Source organism: Vibrio sp. RM-69-4, from assembly GCF_024743775.1.
GTDB classification, from domain to species: Bacteria; Pseudomonadota; Gammaproteobacteria; order Enterobacterales; family Vibrionaceae; genus Vibrio; species Vibrio anguillarum.
The window spans coordinates 24,904-42,407 of the sequence record NZ_JAMQXI010000017.1; the positions used below are offsets into that span (position 1 = coordinate 24,904).

At 43.4% G+C, this 17,504-nt stretch carries 15 protein-coding genes; 13 read left to right on the plus strand and 2 right to left on the minus strand.

Annotation, left to right across the window (positions count from 1 at the left end):
* Positions 1-30: 30 nt before the first annotated feature.
* Entirely contained in the window at positions 31-1,818 is a 1,788-nt protein-coding gene (locus NB504_RS01290) for a sensor histidine kinase (protein WP_258428107.1), read from the minus strand.
* A gap of 581 nt (positions 1,819-2,399) precedes the next feature.
* On the opposite strand from NB504_RS01290, the gene tig reads away from it, so the two are divergent.
* From tig to pyrF, 13 genes are all read left to right on the plus strand, one after another.
* Positions 2,400-3,701 carry a trigger factor gene (gene tig, locus NB504_RS01295; RefSeq protein ID WP_013857186.1) on the plus strand — a complete coding sequence of 434 codons (1,302 nt, stop codon included), beginning with the start codon at positions 2,400-2,402 and terminating at the stop codon, positions 3,699-3,701.
* A 105-nt stretch (positions 3,702-3,806) separates the two neighbouring features.
* A complete protein-coding gene (clpP, locus tag NB504_RS01300; protein ID WP_010317461.1) occupies positions 3,807-4,433 on the plus strand; it encodes an ATP-dependent Clp endopeptidase proteolytic subunit ClpP in 627 nt (208 codons plus the stop codon).
* A gap of 83 nt (positions 4,434-4,516) precedes the next feature.
* Entirely contained in the window at positions 4,517-5,797 is a 1,281-nt protein-coding gene (gene clpX, locus NB504_RS01305) for an ATP-dependent protease ATP-binding subunit ClpX (RefSeq protein WP_013857185.1), read from the plus strand.
* A gap of 120 nt (positions 5,798-5,917) precedes the next feature.
* The gene (gene lon, locus NB504_RS01310) at positions 5,918-8,269 is read left to right on the plus strand and encodes an endopeptidase La (RefSeq protein WP_094133673.1); all 2,352 of its coding nucleotides are present in this window, start codon (positions 5,918-5,920) and stop codon (positions 8,267-8,269) included.
* Positions 8,270-8,464: 195 nt separating this feature from the next.
* Positions 8,465-8,737 carry an HU family DNA-binding protein gene (locus NB504_RS01315; RefSeq protein ID WP_026027116.1) on the plus strand — a complete coding sequence of 91 codons (273 nt, stop codon included), beginning with the start codon at positions 8,465-8,467 and terminating at the stop codon, positions 8,735-8,737.
* Positions 8,738-8,894: 157 nt separating this feature from the next.
* Positions 8,895-10,754: a peptidylprolyl isomerase gene (gene ppiD, locus NB504_RS01320; RefSeq protein ID WP_258428108.1), complete on the plus strand. Its 1,860-nt coding sequence runs from the start codon at positions 8,895-8,897 to the stop codon at positions 10,752-10,754.
* Positions 10,755-10,890: 136 nt separating this feature from the next.
* The gene (locus NB504_RS01325; protein WP_258428109.1) at positions 10,891-11,190 is read left to right on the plus strand and encodes a helix-hairpin-helix domain-containing protein; all 300 of its coding nucleotides are present in this window, start codon (positions 10,891-10,893) and stop codon (positions 11,188-11,190) included.
* Between the two features lie 163 nt (positions 11,191-11,353).
* Positions 11,354-12,034, plus strand: a complete 681-nt coding sequence (cmk, locus tag NB504_RS01330; protein ID WP_013857180.1) for a (d)CMP kinase — start codon at positions 11,354-11,356, stop codon at positions 12,032-12,034.
* A 103-nt stretch (positions 12,035-12,137) separates the two neighbouring features.
* Positions 12,138-13,808, plus strand: a complete 1,671-nt coding sequence (gene rpsA, locus NB504_RS01335) for a 30S ribosomal protein S1 (RefSeq protein WP_013857179.1) — start codon at positions 12,138-12,140, stop codon at positions 13,806-13,808.
* Positions 13,809-13,884: 76 nt separating this feature from the next.
* Positions 13,885-14,169, plus strand: a complete 285-nt coding sequence (gene ihfB, locus NB504_RS01340; RefSeq protein ID WP_010317449.1) for an integration host factor subunit beta — start codon at positions 13,885-13,887, stop codon at positions 14,167-14,169.
* 141 nt (positions 14,170-14,310) lie between these two features.
* Positions 14,311-14,586, plus strand: a complete 276-nt coding sequence (locus NB504_RS01345) for a LapA family protein (RefSeq protein ID WP_017044598.1) — start codon at positions 14,311-14,313, stop codon at positions 14,584-14,586.
* Positions 14,587-14,605: 19 nt separating this feature from the next.
* Complete coding sequence (gene lapB / locus NB504_RS01350; protein ID WP_026028046.1) at positions 14,606-15,775, plus strand: lipopolysaccharide assembly protein LapB; 1,170 nt, start codon at positions 14,606-14,608, stop codon at positions 15,773-15,775.
* An 87-nt stretch (positions 15,776-15,862) separates the two neighbouring features.
* Positions 15,863-16,558: an orotidine-5'-phosphate decarboxylase gene (pyrF, locus tag NB504_RS01355; protein WP_043004292.1), complete on the plus strand. Its 696-nt coding sequence runs from the start codon at positions 15,863-15,865 to the stop codon at positions 16,556-16,558.
* Between the two features lie 80 nt (positions 16,559-16,638).
* Here the strand turns inward: pyrF and NB504_RS01360 are convergent, their stop codons facing one another.
* Complete coding sequence (locus tag NB504_RS01360) at positions 16,639-17,403, minus strand: hypothetical protein (protein WP_013857174.1); 765 nt, start codon at positions 17,401-17,403, stop codon at positions 16,639-16,641.
* Positions 17,404-17,504 lie beyond the last annotated feature (101 nt).

Sequence of the window (17,504 nt, forward strand, 5' to 3'; positions counted from 1 at the left end):
TTTATCTTTAAACCATACTTTGTCTGTAAATCACACGCTTGGCCTAACGATCGGTAGAGAGACTGAAAATCGCGCCCCACACTGCGGTGAACTGGCCATCGTTAACTCACCGTCCATGCTTTGTATTATCTGCTGTGAAATCGACAAGCCTAAGCCTAAGCCATTTTTTTTCGTGGTGAAAAACGGTTCGAAAAGATGGGCTATTTTTTCTTGTGTAATTCCCGGGCCGTTATCATCAATATGGATCAACACTTGAGAGGCTTTGCACTCAGTGCTCAAACGAACGCATTTTTGATGCTGTTCCTCAAGGGCCTGCATCGCGTTGGTTAGCAAGTTAATCAAGACTTGTTCTAGTTGGATTGGATTGACACGCACCCAAAGATCCATCGCGGGTAATTCCATCTCAAACTGAATCAAATTCGATTTAAATTGCGGTTGCATCAACTCTTTTGTCGACAAAATAATCGGTAATAATTGCGCGTTCACTTTCTCATCGGTGTTACTTTTTCGCGCAAACGATTTGAGCTGTTCACTGATTTTAGCCATGCGTTCGGTGAGCGCTGAAATGCGAGTCAAGTTGTCATCGGTCCGTTCCGGCTTACCATTGGCTAAAAAACGCCGCCCATTGTCGGCAAAACTGTGGATAGCGGCCAGTGGATTATTCAGCTCGTGACTAATACTGGCGGACATTTGCCCAAGCACAGCCAGTTTCGCAGCTTGGATCAATTCATCTTGAGTTTGGCGTAACATGCTCTCTGTTTTACTTCGCTCCGCAATTTCCGCGTGCAGTGCAGAGGTTCGCTCCATAACCAGAAACTCTAATTTTTGTTTTGCTTCAGACTGTAACTGTTCGATTTGGCGCTGTTTGAGTTGGCGGTGATGAACCAGTAATAGCCCTAAGTAGACGATGGCAAACAGCATGCTGTTGATCAGAGTAAATCCAAAGCTATCCCAGAAAATGTTTATTTTGGGCGATAAAACCCGAATGTTGAGCCCGATACTGGGCAGCGGTTTGGTTGAAACGATGAAATCGCCTTTAATCCAAGTTTGATAAGGATTTTCCCATTCGGCAACGGATGCATTGAAATCGCCGATCAATCCGAGTGAGCGAATAGAGGTATCAAGATATTGGCGGCTATTTTGAACCGCAATTCGATCGCTTTCGCTCAGCATGGCAACACTTTTAAACAGCCACTCCGGTTGGCTGGACATGAAAATAATGTTGTTGCTGTCGGTGGCGACAAAATAGCTTTGTTTGCTCTGCCAGTTTTCCTCAATCGCGGAAAGATCCATCTTCACTACCACTACGCCAATGACATCCGCGGCATAAACGATAGGGTAGGAGTAGTAATATCCTCGTTGCCCCGATGTTGATCCTAACGCAAAATATTGGCTCTCTTGCCCAGTTATGGCCGTTTTAAAGTAAGGCCGCCAAGCGAAGTTTCGGCCAATAAATGAATGAGTGAGGTGCCAGTTACTTGCTGCGATCGTGTTGCCATATTGGTCGATGAGGTAGGTGTCAGCGGCTTGAATCACTTCATTGACCTGTTCTAAATAGCGATTAGTGATTTCAATTTGGGCGCTATTGCTGGGGCTGTGTAAAGCGTCAATGAGTTCTTTATCTTTGGCTATCAATCTTGGGATATGTGCATATTTATCAAGTTTTGTGGTGATGTGGCTAGAGAATCGCTCTAGCTGAGCTTGATGTTCAATCAATAAACTTTGGTAGTTGTGCCGCCAAACAAAATGCGCCCCAGCCGCTGTAGACAAAAGGAATAACGTTACAAAAATAAGGTTTACTCGGCGAATATGTAGCATCCTTTCTCCATGTTCAGCGGCGCGACAAGGGCAGTTCTTTTGCGAGAGATATCCATTTTTACAAGTGATAATGCTCCCAGCATTGACTCATAATTCTACTGGTTTTCCTTTGGGTGATGTTTAAAAAGAGCGCAATTGTGGGGTGCAAAACAGGAGCAAGATCTCTTTTTACGCTTTTGGGGTAAAAAAAGCCTCGATTCCCTTGAAAAAGCCTTTATTGTCCCCATTTCAAAACTGTGCTTTTTCACGTTGGTGGAATTTTTAGCACTTAGAAAGCAATTTAGGGTACGGAATCATCTCTCTGCGGTGATTGGCTCGACAGCACTGATTCTGGTCGGTAGAATGTCGCGTCTAAATTTTCTGTCCTGAGACTAATCAGAGATACCTTTTGTGATGCATTAGAGTCTCTAAAGATATCGCTTATTAGTCCAATATTGGGTCTTTTGGCCAATGTTGATGCTGGTTTTAATATAAGTGTTCGGATAGAGCACAACACAAGGATGCAGCCAAGCACAAGGCATCGCCTAAGTTGCGGCTCATATTGCTCAGAAATACTGGGCCAGTTTTGAGGTTTATAAATAATGCAAGTTACTGTTGAAACGCTAGAAGGCCTAGAGCGCCGTCTGAATATTACTGTTCCTGCTGCTAACATCGAAGATGCAGTTACAAAAGAGCTACGCAATATCGCTAAGAATCGTCGTTTCGATGGTTTCCGCAAAGGCAAAGTGCCTTTGAAAATGGTTGCGCAAATGTACGGTAAAGCGGTACGTCAAGACGTCATGGGCGAAGTGATGCAACGCCACTTCATTGAAGCTATCGTAAAAGAGAAAATCAACCCAGCAGGCGCACCAACATTTGCACCAGTTTCTATCGAAGAAGGCCAAGACCTTGTTTTCAATGCAACTTTTGAAGTATATCCAGAAGTTGAGTTAAAAGGTCTAGAAAACATCACTGTTGAAAAACCAGCGGTTGAAGTGAAGGAAGAAGACGTTGCTGAGATGCTAGAAACGTTACGCAAGCAACAAGCAACGTGGAAAGAAGTAGACGCAGCTGCGGAAGCGGGTTCGCGCGCGACGATCGATTTTGTTGGTTCTATTGATGGCGTTGAGTTTGAAGGCGGTAAAGCTGAAAACTTCCCTCTAGAAATGGGTGCAGGTCGCATGATCCCTGGTTTTGAAGACGGTATCGTTGGCAAAACCAAAGGTATGGAATTTGAAATCGACGTTAACTTCCCTGAAGATTACCACGCGGAAAATCTAAAAGGTAAAGCGGCGAAATTCGCAATTAAAATCAACAAAGTTGAAGTGCGTGAATTACCAGAGTTAAACGACGAGTTCGTTGCCAAATTTGGTGTCGCTGAAGGTGGCGTTGAAGCGCTGAAAGCTGAAGTTCGCAAGAATATGGAACGTGAACTTAAGCAAGCAGTAAAAAACCGCATTAAAGAGCAAGCGATTGAAGGTCTAGTAAAAGAGAACGATATCAATGTTCCTTCTGCACTGATCGATCAAGAGATCGACGTACTGCGTCAACAAGCTGCGCAACGCTTTGGCGGTAACCCAGAAGCGGCCGCTCAACTACCACGTGAATTGTTTGAAGAACAAGCAAAACGTCGCGTAGTGGTTGGCCTACTTCTTGGTGAAGTGATCAAGTCTGAAGAGCTAAAAGCTGACGAAGATAAAGTGAAAGCATTGATCGAAGAGATGGCAACAGCGTACGAAGATCCAGCTGAAGTAATGGCATACTATTCTCAAAATCAGCAAATGATGAACAACATGCGTAACCTTGCTCTAGAAGAGCAAGCAATCGACGCGATCATTGCTAAAGCACAGGTTTCTGAAAAGGCTGTTAGCTTCAATGAGCTAATGAACCAGCAACCTGCTTAATAAGCAATATGTAGCGTAGGTGGTTGACTACAGGTTAACTATTCTGCTAACAATGGTCCGTGTGATACCCATCATTCGGGCCATTTATTTTAGGGACATAACAATATGAGCTACCAAGAAAAAAACGCAATGTCGCCAATTTTTGACGCGCTAGTACCCATGGTGGTTGAGCAGACTTCCCGCGGTGAGCGCTCATACGATATTTATTCTCGCCTACTCAAAGAACGAGTGATTTTCTTAACGGGTCAAGTTGAAGATCACATGGCTAACCTTGTTGTAGCGCAGCTGTTGTTTTTAGAATCGGAAAACCCTGATAAAGATATTTTCCTCTACATCAACTCGCCAGGAGGTAGTGTGACTGCTGGTATGTCAATTTATGACACCATGCAGTTCATCAAGCCGAATGTTAGCACTGTTTGTATGGGCCAAGCTTGTTCAATGGGAGCATTCCTATTGGCTGGTGGCGCTCCGGGGAAACGTTATGTGTTGCCTAACTCACGCGTGATGATTCATCAGCCGTTAGGTGGTTTCCAAGGCCAAGCTTCGGATATCCAGATCCATGCTCAAGAGATCCTTACCATCAAGCAAAAACTCAACAAATTGCTTGCTGAGCATACAGGCCAACCGCTTGAAGTTATCGAGCGTGATACCGACCGTGATAACTTTATGTCTGCTGACCAAGCTGTGGAATACGGTTTAGTCGATGCAGTCTTGCGTCACCGCGGCGAATAACAGTTCTCAGAATTGTTTAACGCATTTTGGCGTAATTTGAGTTACACTCAGACGATTAAAAGTAAAGGCTAAGAGGTTAGCGAATGACAGACAAAAGCAAAGAGAGCGGTAGTAGTAAACTGTTGTATTGCTCTTTCTGTGGCAAAAGCCAGCACGAAGTTCGCAAGCTGATCGCCGGTCCTTCTGTTTACATCTGTGATGAATGCGTTGATTTATGTAACGACATCATTCGTGAAGAGATTAAGGATGTTCTGCCAAAAAAGGAATCTGAGGCGTTACCTACGCCGCATAAGATCCGTGAACATCTTGATGACTATGTGATTGGCCAGGAACATGCAAAAAAAGTGCTCGCAGTGGCCGTATATAATCACTACAAGCGTTTACGAAACGGTGATAAAACGAGCGATGGGGTTGAGTTAGGTAAGAGTAATATTCTTCTTATTGGCCCAACAGGTAGTGGTAAAACACTGCTTGCAGAAACATTAGCTCGTTTCCTAGACGTACCTTTCACAATGGCAGACGCCACCACATTAACTGAAGCAGGTTATGTCGGCGAAGATGTTGAAAACATCATCCAAAAGCTGCTGCAAAAATGTGATTATGACGTTGCAAAAGCGGAACGTGGTATCGTCTACATCGATGAAATTGATAAGATTTCTCGTAAAGCAGAAAATCCTTCAATTACCCGAGATGTCTCAGGTGAAGGGGTTCAGCAAGCGCTGTTGAAATTGGTGGAAGGCACTATCGCTTCGGTTCCGCCGCAAGGTGGCCGTAAGCATCCACAACAAGAGTTTTTACAGGTAGACACATCCAAAATCCTCTTTATCTGTGGTGGTGCATTTGCGGGCCTAGATAAAGTGATTGAACAACGTGTTGCGACAGGTTCAGGTATTGGCTTTGGTGCGGAAGTTCGCTCTAAAGATGAAACCAAAACTATCGGTGAGTTGTTCAATCAAGTAGAGCCTGAAGATTTGGTAAAATATGGGTTGATCCCTGAATTTATCGGTCGTCTTCCCGTAACGGCTACCTTGACAGAGCTGGATGAAGAAGCACTGATTCAAATCTTGTGTGAGCCGAAAAACGCGCTGACGAAACAGTACGCAGCCTTGTTTGAGTTAGAGAACGTTGACCTAGAGTTTCGTGAAGACGCATTGCGCGCCATTGCAAAAAAAGCAATGAACCGCAAAACGGGCGCACGTGGTTTACGCTCAATATTGGAAGGTGTACTACTCGAAACCATGTATGAACTGCCATCGGTAAACGATGTCAGCAAAGTGGTTATCGATGAATCAGTCATTAATGGTGAATCACAACCGCTACTAATTTACAGCGGAAATGAGAGCCAAGCGGCTGGCGCAGAGTAAATCTCAATCAGAAATATTTAAAGGAGGTAGCAAATACCTCCTTTTTTTTATTCTGTTATTGAATCCAGTGAGTTAGCCCCCATATACTCGGTAATCAGTTGAAGCGGAAGAGAGAATAATATGAACTTGGAACGTTCCGAGCGTATCGAGATCCCCGTACTACCTCTACGTGACGTGGTGGTTTATCCTCACATGGTCATTCCTTTGTTTGTTGGCAGAGAAAAATCCATCCAATGCCTTGAAGCGGCGATGGATAACAACAAGCAAGTGTTACTTGTGGCACAAAAGCAAGCGGAAACCGACGAACCGAAAATTGAAGATCTTTTTGAAGTCGGGACAGTTGCAACGATTTTACAACTTCTGAAATTACCTGACGGTACCGTGAAAGTGTTGGTTGAAGGCCAACAGCGAGCGAAAATTGATCGCTTCATCGAGCGTGAATTTTTCTCCGCAGAAGCGCAGTATCTTGTCACTCCTGAGTTGGATGATAAAGAGCAGGAAGTCGTCGTTCGCAGCGCAATCAACCAATTTGATGGTTTTATCAAACTCAATAAGAAAATCCCGCCTGAAGTATTAACGTCGTTAAATGGGATTGATGAAGCAGCGCGTTTGGCTGATACCATCGCCGCTCACATGCCATTGAAATTGATTGAAAAACAAAAAGTTCTCGAAATTGTTGATGTCAGTGAACGTTTGGAATTTTTAATGGGACAAATGGAAGCGGAGATCGACCTATTACAGGTTGAAAAACGAATTCGTGGTCGTGTTAAAAAACAGATGGAAAAATCTCAGCGTGAGTATTACCTCAACGAGCAGATGAAAGCGATTCAGAAAGAATTAGGTGAGATGGATGACGCACCTGATGAATTTGAAATGCTGAAGAAGAAGATTGACGATTCCAAAATGCCGCAGGAAGCGCGCCAAAAAACGGAACAAGAGCTGCAGAAATTAAAGATGATGTCTCCAATGTCTGCAGAAGCAACCGTTGTGCGTAGCTATATTGATTGGATGGTCAATGTTCCTTGGGCCAAACGTTCAAAAGTTAAGAAAGATTTGGCAAAAGCTGAAGAGATTTTAAATGCCGATCACTATGGTTTAGATCGTGTCAAAGAGCGTATTTTAGAATATCTCGCGGTACAAAGTCGTATCAACAAGCTGAAAGGGCCAATTTTGTGTCTTGTTGGTCCCCCGGGCGTTGGTAAAACGTCTCTTGGCCGCTCGATAGCGGCGGCAACAGGTCGACAATATACCCGTATGGCGTTAGGTGGAGTGCGTGATGAAGCAGAAATTCGTGGTCACCGCCGTACTTACATCGGTTCTCTTCCGGGTAAGTTGATTCAAAAAATGGCGAAAGTTGGCGTGAAAAACCCACTGTTCCTGCTTGATGAAATCGACAAAATGTCTTCAGATATGCGTGGTGACCCATCTTCCGCATTGTTGGAGGTGCTTGATCCTGAACAAAACAGCACCTTTAACGATCACTATTTAGAAGTGGACTATGACTTGTCTGATGTCATGTTTGTTGCGACATCAAACTCAATGAACATCCCAGGTCCGCTGCTTGACCGTATGGAAGTTATCCGCCTTTCCGGATATACAGAAGACGAAAAGCTGAATATTGCTAAACGCCATCTAGTGACTAAGCAAGTTGAGCGGAATGGTTTGAAGCCTCATGAAATTGTTATCGAAGATTCAGCCATCATTGGTATTATCCGTTATTACACACGTGAGGCGGGCGTACGAAGCTTAGAGCGAGAGATTTCAAAAATTTGCCGTAAAGCGGTGAAGAAAATCTTGTTGAATAAAGACGTAAAAACCGTGGTAGCCAACCAAGAGAATTTAAAAGAGTTTCTAGGTGTGCAACGTTGTGATTTTGGCAAAGCCGACGACAGTAACCAAATTGGCCAAGTTACGGGTTTAGCATGGACAGAAGTAGGCGGTGATTTGCTGACTATTGAAACCGAATCAATGCCTGGCAAAGGCAAGTTGACGCAAACTGGTTCTCTGGGCGAGGTGATGCAAGAATCTATTCAAGCTGCGATGACTGTGGTTCGCGCACGCGCCGAGAAATTAGGGATTAACGCTGATTTCTATGAAAAGCGTGACATTCACGTTCACGTGCCAGAAGGCGCAACACCAAAAGATGGCCCAAGCGCGGGTATTGCTATGTGTACGGCGCTTGTCTCTAGCTTGACGGGTAATCCTGTGAAAGCGGAAGTCGCGATGACGGGTGAGATAACGTTGCGTGGTGAAGTATTACCTATCGGTGGTTTGAAAGAAAAACTGCTCGCAGCACATCGTGGTGGTATCACCACCGTATTGATCCCAAAAGAGAATGAGCGTGATTTGGAAGAGATCCCTGCAAATGTGATTGCTGATCTAAAAGTCATTCCCGTTCAATGGATTGATGAAGTTTTGAAGATCGCACTTGAACGAGACCCTTCTGGGGTTGAATTTGATGCTAAAAAATAGTGATGTGCAGCAAAAATAAGTAAAAGATCACGCTGATAGGCTTAAAAAGGCTTGTCAGCGTTTTTTTTGGGCGCTAACGTAAGCCCCTATAGCTTGCAGCCCAGATGTAATAAGGCTTCAAGCTAGTTTGGGAACTTAATGGAACGAAAAGTCACCGTTAAAAAATAATAATGGGTGACGCAAAGGGGAATCACAGTGAATAAAACACAATTAGTAGAAAAAATCGCAGAAAACGCTGACATCTCTAAAGCATCGGCAGGCCGTGCTCTTGATGCATTCATCGAAGCCGTTAGTGGCACTCTTCAATCTGGCGATCAAGTAGCGCTTGTTGGCTTTGGTACATTTAGCGTTCGCACTCGTGCAGCGCGCACGGGTCGTAACCCTAAAACGGGTGAAGAGATCCAAATCGCAGAAGCAAAAGTACCTGCTTTCAAAGCAGGCAAAGCGCTTAAAGACGCTTGTAACTAATCAAAATCGTTATTTTTTGCGGCTTAAGCGCAAAATTAATTCGAACCTTTTGAAATTATGCGCATCCTACTGATGCGCATTTCTTTTTCTGATATTATCGCGCTATTCAATTTTTAGGCTGAAGTGTGAAGCTTCTTATCCGGAGAGCAGTTAGATTATGATGGATCGATTACGCGAAGGCGTGAACAGCATCGCGGTGAAAATTATTCTAGGAATGATTATCTTATCATTCGTATTCGCAGGTGTCGGTAGCTACTTGGTCAGCGGTGGTAGTAATGCTGCGGCCAAAGTTGGCAATAGTGAGATTGGCCGTGGTGAATTTGAACAAGCGTACCAGAACGAGCGCAATCGCATGCAATCCCAATTAGGGGATTATTTTGCTAACTTGCTCGCTGATCCTCAGTATGTCGAGTCATTTCGTAAGTCAGTGCTTGATCGTATGGTTAACGATTTATTGTTGGAGCAGCATGCACAATCACTAGGTTTACGAGTGAGCGATGATCAGGTTCGTAAAATGATTTTAGACATGCCTCAATTCCAGACTGGCGGTAAGTTTGACCAAGAAATCTATCAAGCGGCTCTTCGCCGTGCGGGTTTCTCTGCTGAAAGCTTTGCAGAATATCTGCGTCGTGATCTTATTCGTAACCAGTTGCTTAGTGCTATTCAAGGTAGTGAATTTACGTTGCAGGGTGAGGTTAATCAGCAAAGTGAACTGATCTCTCAAACCCGCGATATCCGTGCGCTCACATTGTCACTCAGCGAGTTTGCTAAAAATGTTGAGTTGAGTGATGAAGAAATTACTCAATATTATCAACAAAATGCAGAGCGCTATACTCGTCCAGAGCAGGTTAAAGTGGCTTATATTGAGCTTTCTGCCCAACAATTGAAAGACCAAATGGTAGTGTCTGATGAACAGGCCGAGCAGTACTACCAAGAGCATTTAGACAAATACTCCACTCAAGCACAGCGTAAAGTAAGCCATATTTTGGTTCAAGGTGATGATAAAACTAAAGCGCAGGCGATTCTCGATGAACTGAATGCTGGCGCTGATTTCGCGACCTTAGCGAAAGAAAAATCAGAAGACGTAGGAAGCGCAGAAGAGGGGGGGTCACTAGGTTGGATTGAACATGATGTGATGGACCCAGCTTTTGAACAAGCAGCCTTTGCTATCGAACAGATAGGGGATATCACAGGGTTGGTCAAATCTGAATTTGGCTATCACATTATCCGTCTTGATGATGTTAAAGCCCCTATCGCACAGCCCTACGCACAGGTTGCCTCTGAAATCAAAGCTGAAATGGTAGACCAAAAGGCCGCTGATCAGTTTTATGAGTTGCAGACTAAGCTAGAAAAAGTGGCATTTGAATCACCTGACTCTCTGGATGAAGCAGCAAACGCTATCTCAGCTAAGATTCAGAAAACCGATTTTATTTCTCAGCAAGATGCGCCTGAAATTCTTAAAAATCCAGCTGTTCTTCAAGCTATTCTAAGCCCAGAGGTAAAAGAAGATAGGCTCAATTCTGAGGTATTAGAAGTTGCCCCAGAACACGTTATCGTTGTTCGTGTTGATGATGCTCGGGAACAAATAGTTCTTCCTTTGGCTGAAGTGAAAGAGCAAGTGGTTGCTCAGCTTTCTAAAGTCAAAGGCGAACAACAAGCGATTGAGTTAGCCACAAAATTGATTGATACCCTAAAGCAAGGTGACCAATCCTTATTGGAACAGCGTGGGTTAAAATTTGCTGACTTGGAAATGATTGATCGTAGCTCTCCATTGGCGAGTACGGTGTTTTCTCTTCCTAAACCCGCTACAGATAGTGTGGTTTACGGTCAAGCGAAAGCAATGAACGGTGATATTGTTCTTGTTGAACTACATAAGGTTGAGGCTAAAGTCACACCTCAGTACAACGATCAAATTACGGCTCAGTTAGAGCGCATCGGTAGCCAACGTGATTTGGCTGCGATACTTACAACTTTGCGTAAAAATACAGACATTGAATATTATGTTGTGAGCCAATAAAGGCTAGTAATGTAATTGATATGAAACTCAAAATGGGCTGCTTATGCAGCCCATTTCAATTTCTACCTTTTTGATTCCCTCTCATTTCCAAGCTCAATTAATATTGGTACCCACTAATAAACAAGGAAATGTTCATATGAAATTGAAAACAAAACTCGGGTTATTACTTCTAAGTATCGTATTGCCTCTTTCACCGACATTAGCAGAAGAAAAGGTGGTAGAAACGCACCAAGGCATTGAAATTACGGTTAATATAAATCAGGCTTCCGCTGAGGAAATTGCTACTTTGTTGAAAAGTATTGGACTTAAAAAAGCACAAGCGATTGTTGAATATCGTCAACAAAATGGCGATTTTAAAACCAAAGAAGATCTGAGCTTGGTGAAAGGTATTGGTGCCGCTATTGTCAGGCAAAACGCTGAGCGTATTATTTTATAAGAGTCTCTATCAAAAGCGTCGCCCCCTAAAAGCGACGCTTGTATCACTGTGAAATTTCAGTCATACCACCATTCCTTCCTAGCGCCTGTAACGGATAAGCACTATAATTTGTCGCCGACAAAAGCGAGCAAGCAAGCCGCATAAAAACTAAGTGGAGTAAATCATGTCCTCTCACACTCCGGTAATTACCGTAGATGGACCAAGTGGTGCAGGTAAAGGCACTCTTTGTATGTTGTTGGCTAAGAAATTAGGCTTTCATTTGCTCGATTCTGGAGCTATTTACCGCGTTCTTGCATTGGCGGCGATTCACCACGGTGTGGATACGGAGTCGGAAGAAGCGCTTGTTCCTCTGGCGACACATTTAGATGTCCAATTTATCGCAGAAGGCGACTTGGTTAGAGTGATTCTTGAAGGTGAGGACGTATCGAAAGAATTGCGCAAAGAAGAGACAGGAATGGCGGCATCAAAAGTAGCGGCATTGCCTAGAGTTCGTGAGGCATTATTACGTCGCCAACGAGCCTTTGCGAAAGGGCAGGGACTGGTTGCTGATGGACGTGATATGGGCACCGTTGTGTTTCCTCAAGCAGAAGTGAAAATATTCCTCGATGCCAGTGCGCAAGAGCGAGCCCAACGTCGCTTTAAGCAGTTGCAACTCAAAGGGCTAGATGTTAAATTTGACGCCCTTTTAAGCGAGATCCAAGAGCGTGACGACCGAGATCGTAACCGCCCAGTGGCCCCATTACGCCCTGCAGAGGATGCGCTATTGCTTGACTCAACCTCAATGTCTATCGACGAAGTTGTAGAAGAAGCATTACAATACGTAGAATCTAAGCTGGCAGAGTAGTTCTGCTAGGTAAGAGCGTCGGTCGCAAGGATGATGACTGGCGAATTTAATAACCCCATGCGGTAGGATACCCATGGAAGTTTAATTATTGAAGATTAAATAAATGACTGAATCTTTTGCTCAACTCTTTGAAGAGTTTTTAAACGAAACACAATTTCAACAAGGTACAATCGTTAAAGGTACTGTAGTCGCTATCGAGAATGGTTTCGTTCTTGTTGACGCTGGTCTTAAGTCTGAGTCTGCTATCCCTGCTGAACAGTTCAAGAACGCTGCTGGCGAACTTGAAGTTGAAGTTGGTTCTGAAGTAGACGTTGCTCTAGACGCTGTTGAAGATGGTTTCGGTGAAACTCAACTTTCTCGTGAGAAAGCTAAGCGTCATGAAGCTTGGATCGTTCTTGAGAAAGCTTACGAAGAAGCTGAAACTGTTATTGGTATTATCAATGGTAAAGTTAAAGGTGGCTTCACTGTTGAACTAAACGGTATCCGTGCTTTCCTTCCAGGCTCTCTTGTTGACGTGCGTCCTATCCGTGACACTACTCACCTAGAAAACAAAGAGCTAGAGTTCAAAGTTATCAAACTAGACCAGAAACGTAACAACGTTGTTGTTTCTCGTCGTGCTGTTATCGAATCAGAAAGCAGCGTTGAACGTGACGAACTTCTTGAAACTCTACAAGAAGGCACTGAAGTTAAAGGTATCGTTAAGAACCTTACTGACTACGGCGCATTCGTTGACCTTGGTGGTGTTGATGGTCTTCTACATATCACAGATATGGCTTGGAAACGCGTTAAACACCCATCAGAAATCGTTAACGTTGGTGACGAAATCCTAGTTAAAGTTCTTAAGTTTGATCGTGATCGTACTCGCGTATCACTAGGTCTTAAGCAACTTGGCGAAGATCCATGGGTAGCTATCGCTAAGCGTTACCCAGAAGGTCATAAACTATCTGGCCGTGTAACAAATCTAACTGACTATGGCTGCTTCGTTGAAATCGAAGAAGGCGTTGAAGGTCTAGTACACGTTTCTGAAATGGATTGGACTAACAAGAACATCCACCCATCTAAAGTTGTTAATGTTGGCGACGAAGTTGAGGTTATGGTTCTTGATATCGACGAAGAGCGTCGTCGTATCTCTCTAGGTCTTAAACAGTGTAAAGCTAACCCATGGCAGTCATTCGCTGAAGCGCAAGCTAAAGGCGACAAAGTTACTGGTAAGATCAAGTCTATCACTGACTTCGGTATCTTCATCGGTCTAGACGGCGGCATCGACGGTCTAGTTCACCTATCTGACATCTCTTGGAACGTTCCTGGAGAAGAAGCGGTACGTGATTACAAGAAAGGCGATGAAATCTCTGCAGTTGTTCTAGCAGTAGATGCAGAGCGTGAGCGTATTTCTCTTGGCGTTAAGCAAATGGAAAACGACCCGTTCAACGCATATGTTGCTGATAACAAAAAAGGTACTCTAGTTAACGGTACTGTTACTGCAGTTGACGCGAAAGGTGCTACAATTGAACTTGTAGACGGCGTTGAAGGTTACATCCGTGCTTCTGAAGCATCTCGTGACCGTATTGAAGATGCGTCTCTAGTCCTAAGCGTTGGTGACAGCGTTGAAGCGAAATTTACTGGTGTAGACCGTAAAAACCGCGTAATCAACCTATCTATCAAAGCTAAAGATGAAGCTGATGAGCAAGAAGCAATGGCTACTCTGAACAAAGCTGATGAAGGTGCGTTTGGTAATGCTATGGCTGATGCATTCAAGGCTGCTAAAGGCGAATAATCTAACTCGCTAAAAGGGGCCGTAAGGCTCCTTTTTTTTCAGTTAGTGCCTACTTTGATAAGTAATGAGGGAAACTATGACTAAGTCTGAATTGATAGAAAGACTCTGTGCTGAGAAAACGCACCTATCTGCTAAAGAAATTGAAGACGCTGTGAAAGATATTCTTGAACATATGGCATCAACTTTAGAAAGCGGAGAGCGAATCGAAATTCGCGGATTTGGTAGTTTCTCTTTGCACTATCGTGAGCCTAGAGTAGGTCGTAATCCTAAAACCGGTGATAAAGTGGTGTTGGATGGCAAATTCGTCCCTCATTTCAAGCCAGGTAAAGAGTTACGTGAGCGAGTTAATGAGAATATCTAAAGCGATTTAGAGAGTATTCTAAAAAACGGCATACAGTTTAAGTATGCCGTTTTTTTAAGAAAGGAATCCATAATAGACATGGTTTGTAAGGCCATTTTCCTGCATAATCAGACCAGATCAATACTGGATAGGTAGTGGCATATGAAAATTATAAAAATCGTTCTAATTCTTGCACTTTTTTTGATTGCTTTAGCATTAGGGGCTCAAAATCAAGCAGTTGTGACGTTTAACTATTTGATCGCTCAAGGCGAATTTCACCTGTCTACTTTACTTGGCACTGTCTTTGTCTCTGGTTTTTTACTTGCTTGTTTGCTTGGCAGTAGCTTCTACTTCAAGTCTCAGTTGCAAGTTAGAAAGTTGAATAAGCAACTGAAAAAGCAAACAGCAGAGAACAGCTCTGTAACAAGTAAAGCGTAGTGAAATAAAGGCTGACTTGATGTTAGAAATTCTCTTCTTGCTATTACCGATTGCCGCCGCCTACGGCTGGTATATGGGAAATCGTAGTGCTCAGCAAGACAAGCAGAAACACTCTCACCAAATTTCTCGTCAGTATGTGACGGGTCTTAACTTACTGCTTTCTGATCAATCAGATAAGGCCGTTGACCATTTTATCGAGCTACTCCAAGTAGACAATGAAACGATTGACACCCACTTAGCGCTGGGCAACTTATTCCGTTCAAGAGGAGAGGTTGATCGTGCTATCCGCATCCATCAAAATCTCATATCTCGTTCAAGTCTTACTATTGACCAAAAAAATCTCGCCTTACAACAATTGGCAAAAGATTATATGGTGGCAGGTTTTCTCGACCGCGCTGAAAAAATATTTGAACAACTGATTGAAGAGCCCGAACACAAAGAAGCGGCGTTGCAACAATTGGTTTCTATTTACCAACAGACTCGAGAGTGGCATAAAGCTATCGATTACGCTTATGCGTTGGTAAAATTAGGCAGAAAAAGGATGCACAGTGTTATAGCCCATTTTTGGTGTGAACTTGCAATGCAAGAGAAGGCTGAAGGACGCGATAGCAAAGCGATTCAATATCTTAAAAAAGCGCTGTCTGAAGATCCGAAATGTGTACGCGCAACGATCTCTTTAGGTAAGCTGTATCTTGAAAATGATGACTACCGTCATACAATCCAGTATATGCAAATGGTCTTGGAGCAGGACATTGATTTTATCGGCGAGGTATTGCCTACGCTTGCTGAGTGCTATCACCATATTGGGAAAGAGGGTGAACTTGTTGAGTTTTTACGCGAGTGCATTATCAATGAAGCTGGAGTGTCAGCTGAACTGATGCTCGCACAGTTGGTGGCACAACATGATGGTGCTGGAGCAGCACAGGAACTTTTGACACGGCAATTGGTTAAAAATCCGACCATGAAGGGCTTCTACCGTTTAATTGACTACCATCTCATCGAAGCGGAGGAAGGTCGAGCGAAAGAGAGCTTGTCGACCTTGCAAAAATTGGTAGGTGAGCAACTAAAAGTAAAACCTCACTACCGATGCAGAAAGTGTGGTTTCTCAACTCATTCTCTCTACTGGCACTGCCCATCATGTAAGAATTGGGGTTCAATTAAACCTATCCGTGGTTTGGATGGTGAATAGAGTTCATGTACTGGAGTTACTGATCGACTCGAAAACTGCAGCTTATGAAAGCTGCATTTTTTTAGCTTAATTATTTTAGGAGTGAAAATGAAAGACCAGAGAGTAATTGTCGCGTTGGATTATGAGCAACAAGCGGAAGCGTTAGCTTTTGTTGATAAAATTGACCCCAGCAGCTGTCGATTAAAAGTGGGTAAGGAGATGTTTACCCTGTTTGGTCCCGATTTTGTGCGTGAGCTACACAAAAGAGGTTTTTCGGTATTCTTAGACCTAAAGTTTCATGATATTCCCAACACGTGCTCTAAAGCCGTGCGTGCGGCGGCTGAGCTTGGCGTATGGATGGTGAATGTTCATGCCAGTGGTGGGGAGAGAATGATGTCGGCGTCTCGCCAGATTCTTGAACCTTATGGCAACGATAGACCACTACTTATTGCTGTCACAGTACTAACCAGTATGGAACAACCTGATCTTCGTGGTATTGGCATCGATGTTGCGCCTAAAGAGCATGTAATGCGTCTGGCTAGCCTAACTCAAAATGCAGGGTTAGATGGAGTGGTATGCTCAGCTCAAGAAGCGCACATGCTTAAGAGCCATCTTGGTCAAGAGTTTAAATTAGTTACGCCAGGGATTCGTCCTGTTGGTTCTGCAACAGGAGACCAAAGACGTATTATGACTCCGAGTGAGGCCATAAAAGCTGGTTCAGATTATCTAGTCATCGGTCGCCCAATTACTCAGGCAACAAGACCGGATGAAGTCCTAAAAGCGATAAATGATACGTTAATTTAAATTAATGTTTTCTTTACGTTGTTGTATGAAAAAGGTCGCTTATGCGACCTTAAAAATACTTCCTAATCAAAAATAATGGGCTACCATTTTTTCTTTTCACCAAACAGTGCTTCCATATCACTATTTCTCTCGTTATCTTCAATTTGTTGAAGATCCGTTGCACTTTTTGTTTGGCGTCGTTTTTCTAAGTCATCATACATTGACTGAAGTTTTTCACGAGCTTGATTGGAATAAGCATCATTTTTTGAGCTCAGAACATCGATCCCTTTACGCAATAGCTGAATCGCAGTTCCGGGTTGCCCACGAACGATCGAATCATTTGCCCGCTTAACAACATTTTCAATGTTGATTCGAATTTGTATTGTTTCTAGACGCGCATTTTCAGCGACGTAAGATTGTGTTTCAAAACGTCCTTTATTGTGCTCACTACGAATCGTGTCTCTTAAACGTTTCACTAGTTTAAGCATAATCAAAGCTTGTTTATCGCTGGTGGGTACTTTAAACGTTGTACTGTCACCACCTGGGTGGTTTTCTTGTAAATGCTTAATTTGCCCTTTCATATGCTCAATGCGTTGTGCTAACTGCTTATTTTTCGGGTCAAGCTCATACATACTAAGTAGGGCATCAAGGATACGGGTATTTAAACACACTAAGAGTTCTTTACTAAACGGCATGTGGTGTGCGTTGCCGATAAGGTCTTCTGTCGCATCAATAATTGCGATATATCGAGTCGACTCCTGCTTTTTAGCTGACTCGACCTTTACTTTGTATTGAAGCATGATGTTATAGCCAAGGACTAACACCAGCAAAACTGCTACAAGAGCAATGATTAAACCTATATTCATATAATCCGTATCTTTATTAGAATTCAGTGGCTAGCAATTAAGAATACACGATCCTTAGTTATCACTACACCTTCAAATTGACTATTTTTATTATTCCTGTT

Excerpts from the sequence above, each read along its gene's own strand:
- tig (WP_013857186.1), top strand. The coding sequence starts at position 2,400 with ATGCAAGTTACTGTTGAAACGCTAGAAGGCCTAGAGCGCCGTCTGAAT.
- lon (WP_094133673.1), top strand. The coding sequence starts at position 5,918 with ATGAACTTGGAACGTTCCGAGCGTATCGAGATCCCCGTACTACCTCTA.
- NB504_RS01290 (WP_258428107.1), bottom strand. The coding sequence starts at position 1,818 with ATGCTACATATTCGCCGAGTAAACCTTATTTTTGTAACGTTATTCCTT.
- ppiD (WP_258428108.1), top strand. The coding sequence starts at position 8,895 with ATGATGGATCGATTACGCGAAGGCGTGAACAGCATCGCGGTGAAAATT.
- cmk (WP_013857180.1), top strand. The coding sequence starts at position 11,354 with ATGTCCTCTCACACTCCGGTAATTACCGTAGATGGACCAAGTGGTGCA.
- NB504_RS01360 (WP_013857174.1), bottom strand. The coding sequence starts at position 17,403 with ATGAATATAGGTTTAATCATTGCTCTTGTAGCAGTTTTGCTGGTGTTA.
- rpsA (WP_013857179.1), top strand. The coding sequence starts at position 12,138 with ATGACTGAATCTTTTGCTCAACTCTTTGAAGAGTTTTTAAACGAAACA.
- pyrF (WP_043004292.1), top strand. The coding sequence starts at position 15,863 with ATGAAAGACCAGAGAGTAATTGTCGCGTTGGATTATGAGCAACAAGCG.
- NB504_RS01345 (WP_017044598.1), top strand. The coding sequence starts at position 14,311 with ATGAAAATTATAAAAATCGTTCTAATTCTTGCACTTTTTTTGATTGCT.
- ihfB (WP_010317449.1), top strand. The coding sequence starts at position 13,885 with ATGACTAAGTCTGAATTGATAGAAAGACTCTGTGCTGAGAAAACGCAC.
- NB504_RS01325 (WP_258428109.1), top strand. The coding sequence starts at position 10,891 with ATGAAATTGAAAACAAAACTCGGGTTATTACTTCTAAGTATCGTATTG.
- clpP (WP_010317461.1), top strand. The coding sequence starts at position 3,807 with ATGAGCTACCAAGAAAAAAACGCAATGTCGCCAATTTTTGACGCGCTA.
- clpX (WP_013857185.1), top strand. The coding sequence starts at position 4,517 with ATGACAGACAAAAGCAAAGAGAGCGGTAGTAGTAAACTGTTGTATTGC.
- lapB (WP_026028046.1), top strand. The coding sequence starts at position 14,606 with ATGTTAGAAATTCTCTTCTTGCTATTACCGATTGCCGCCGCCTACGGC.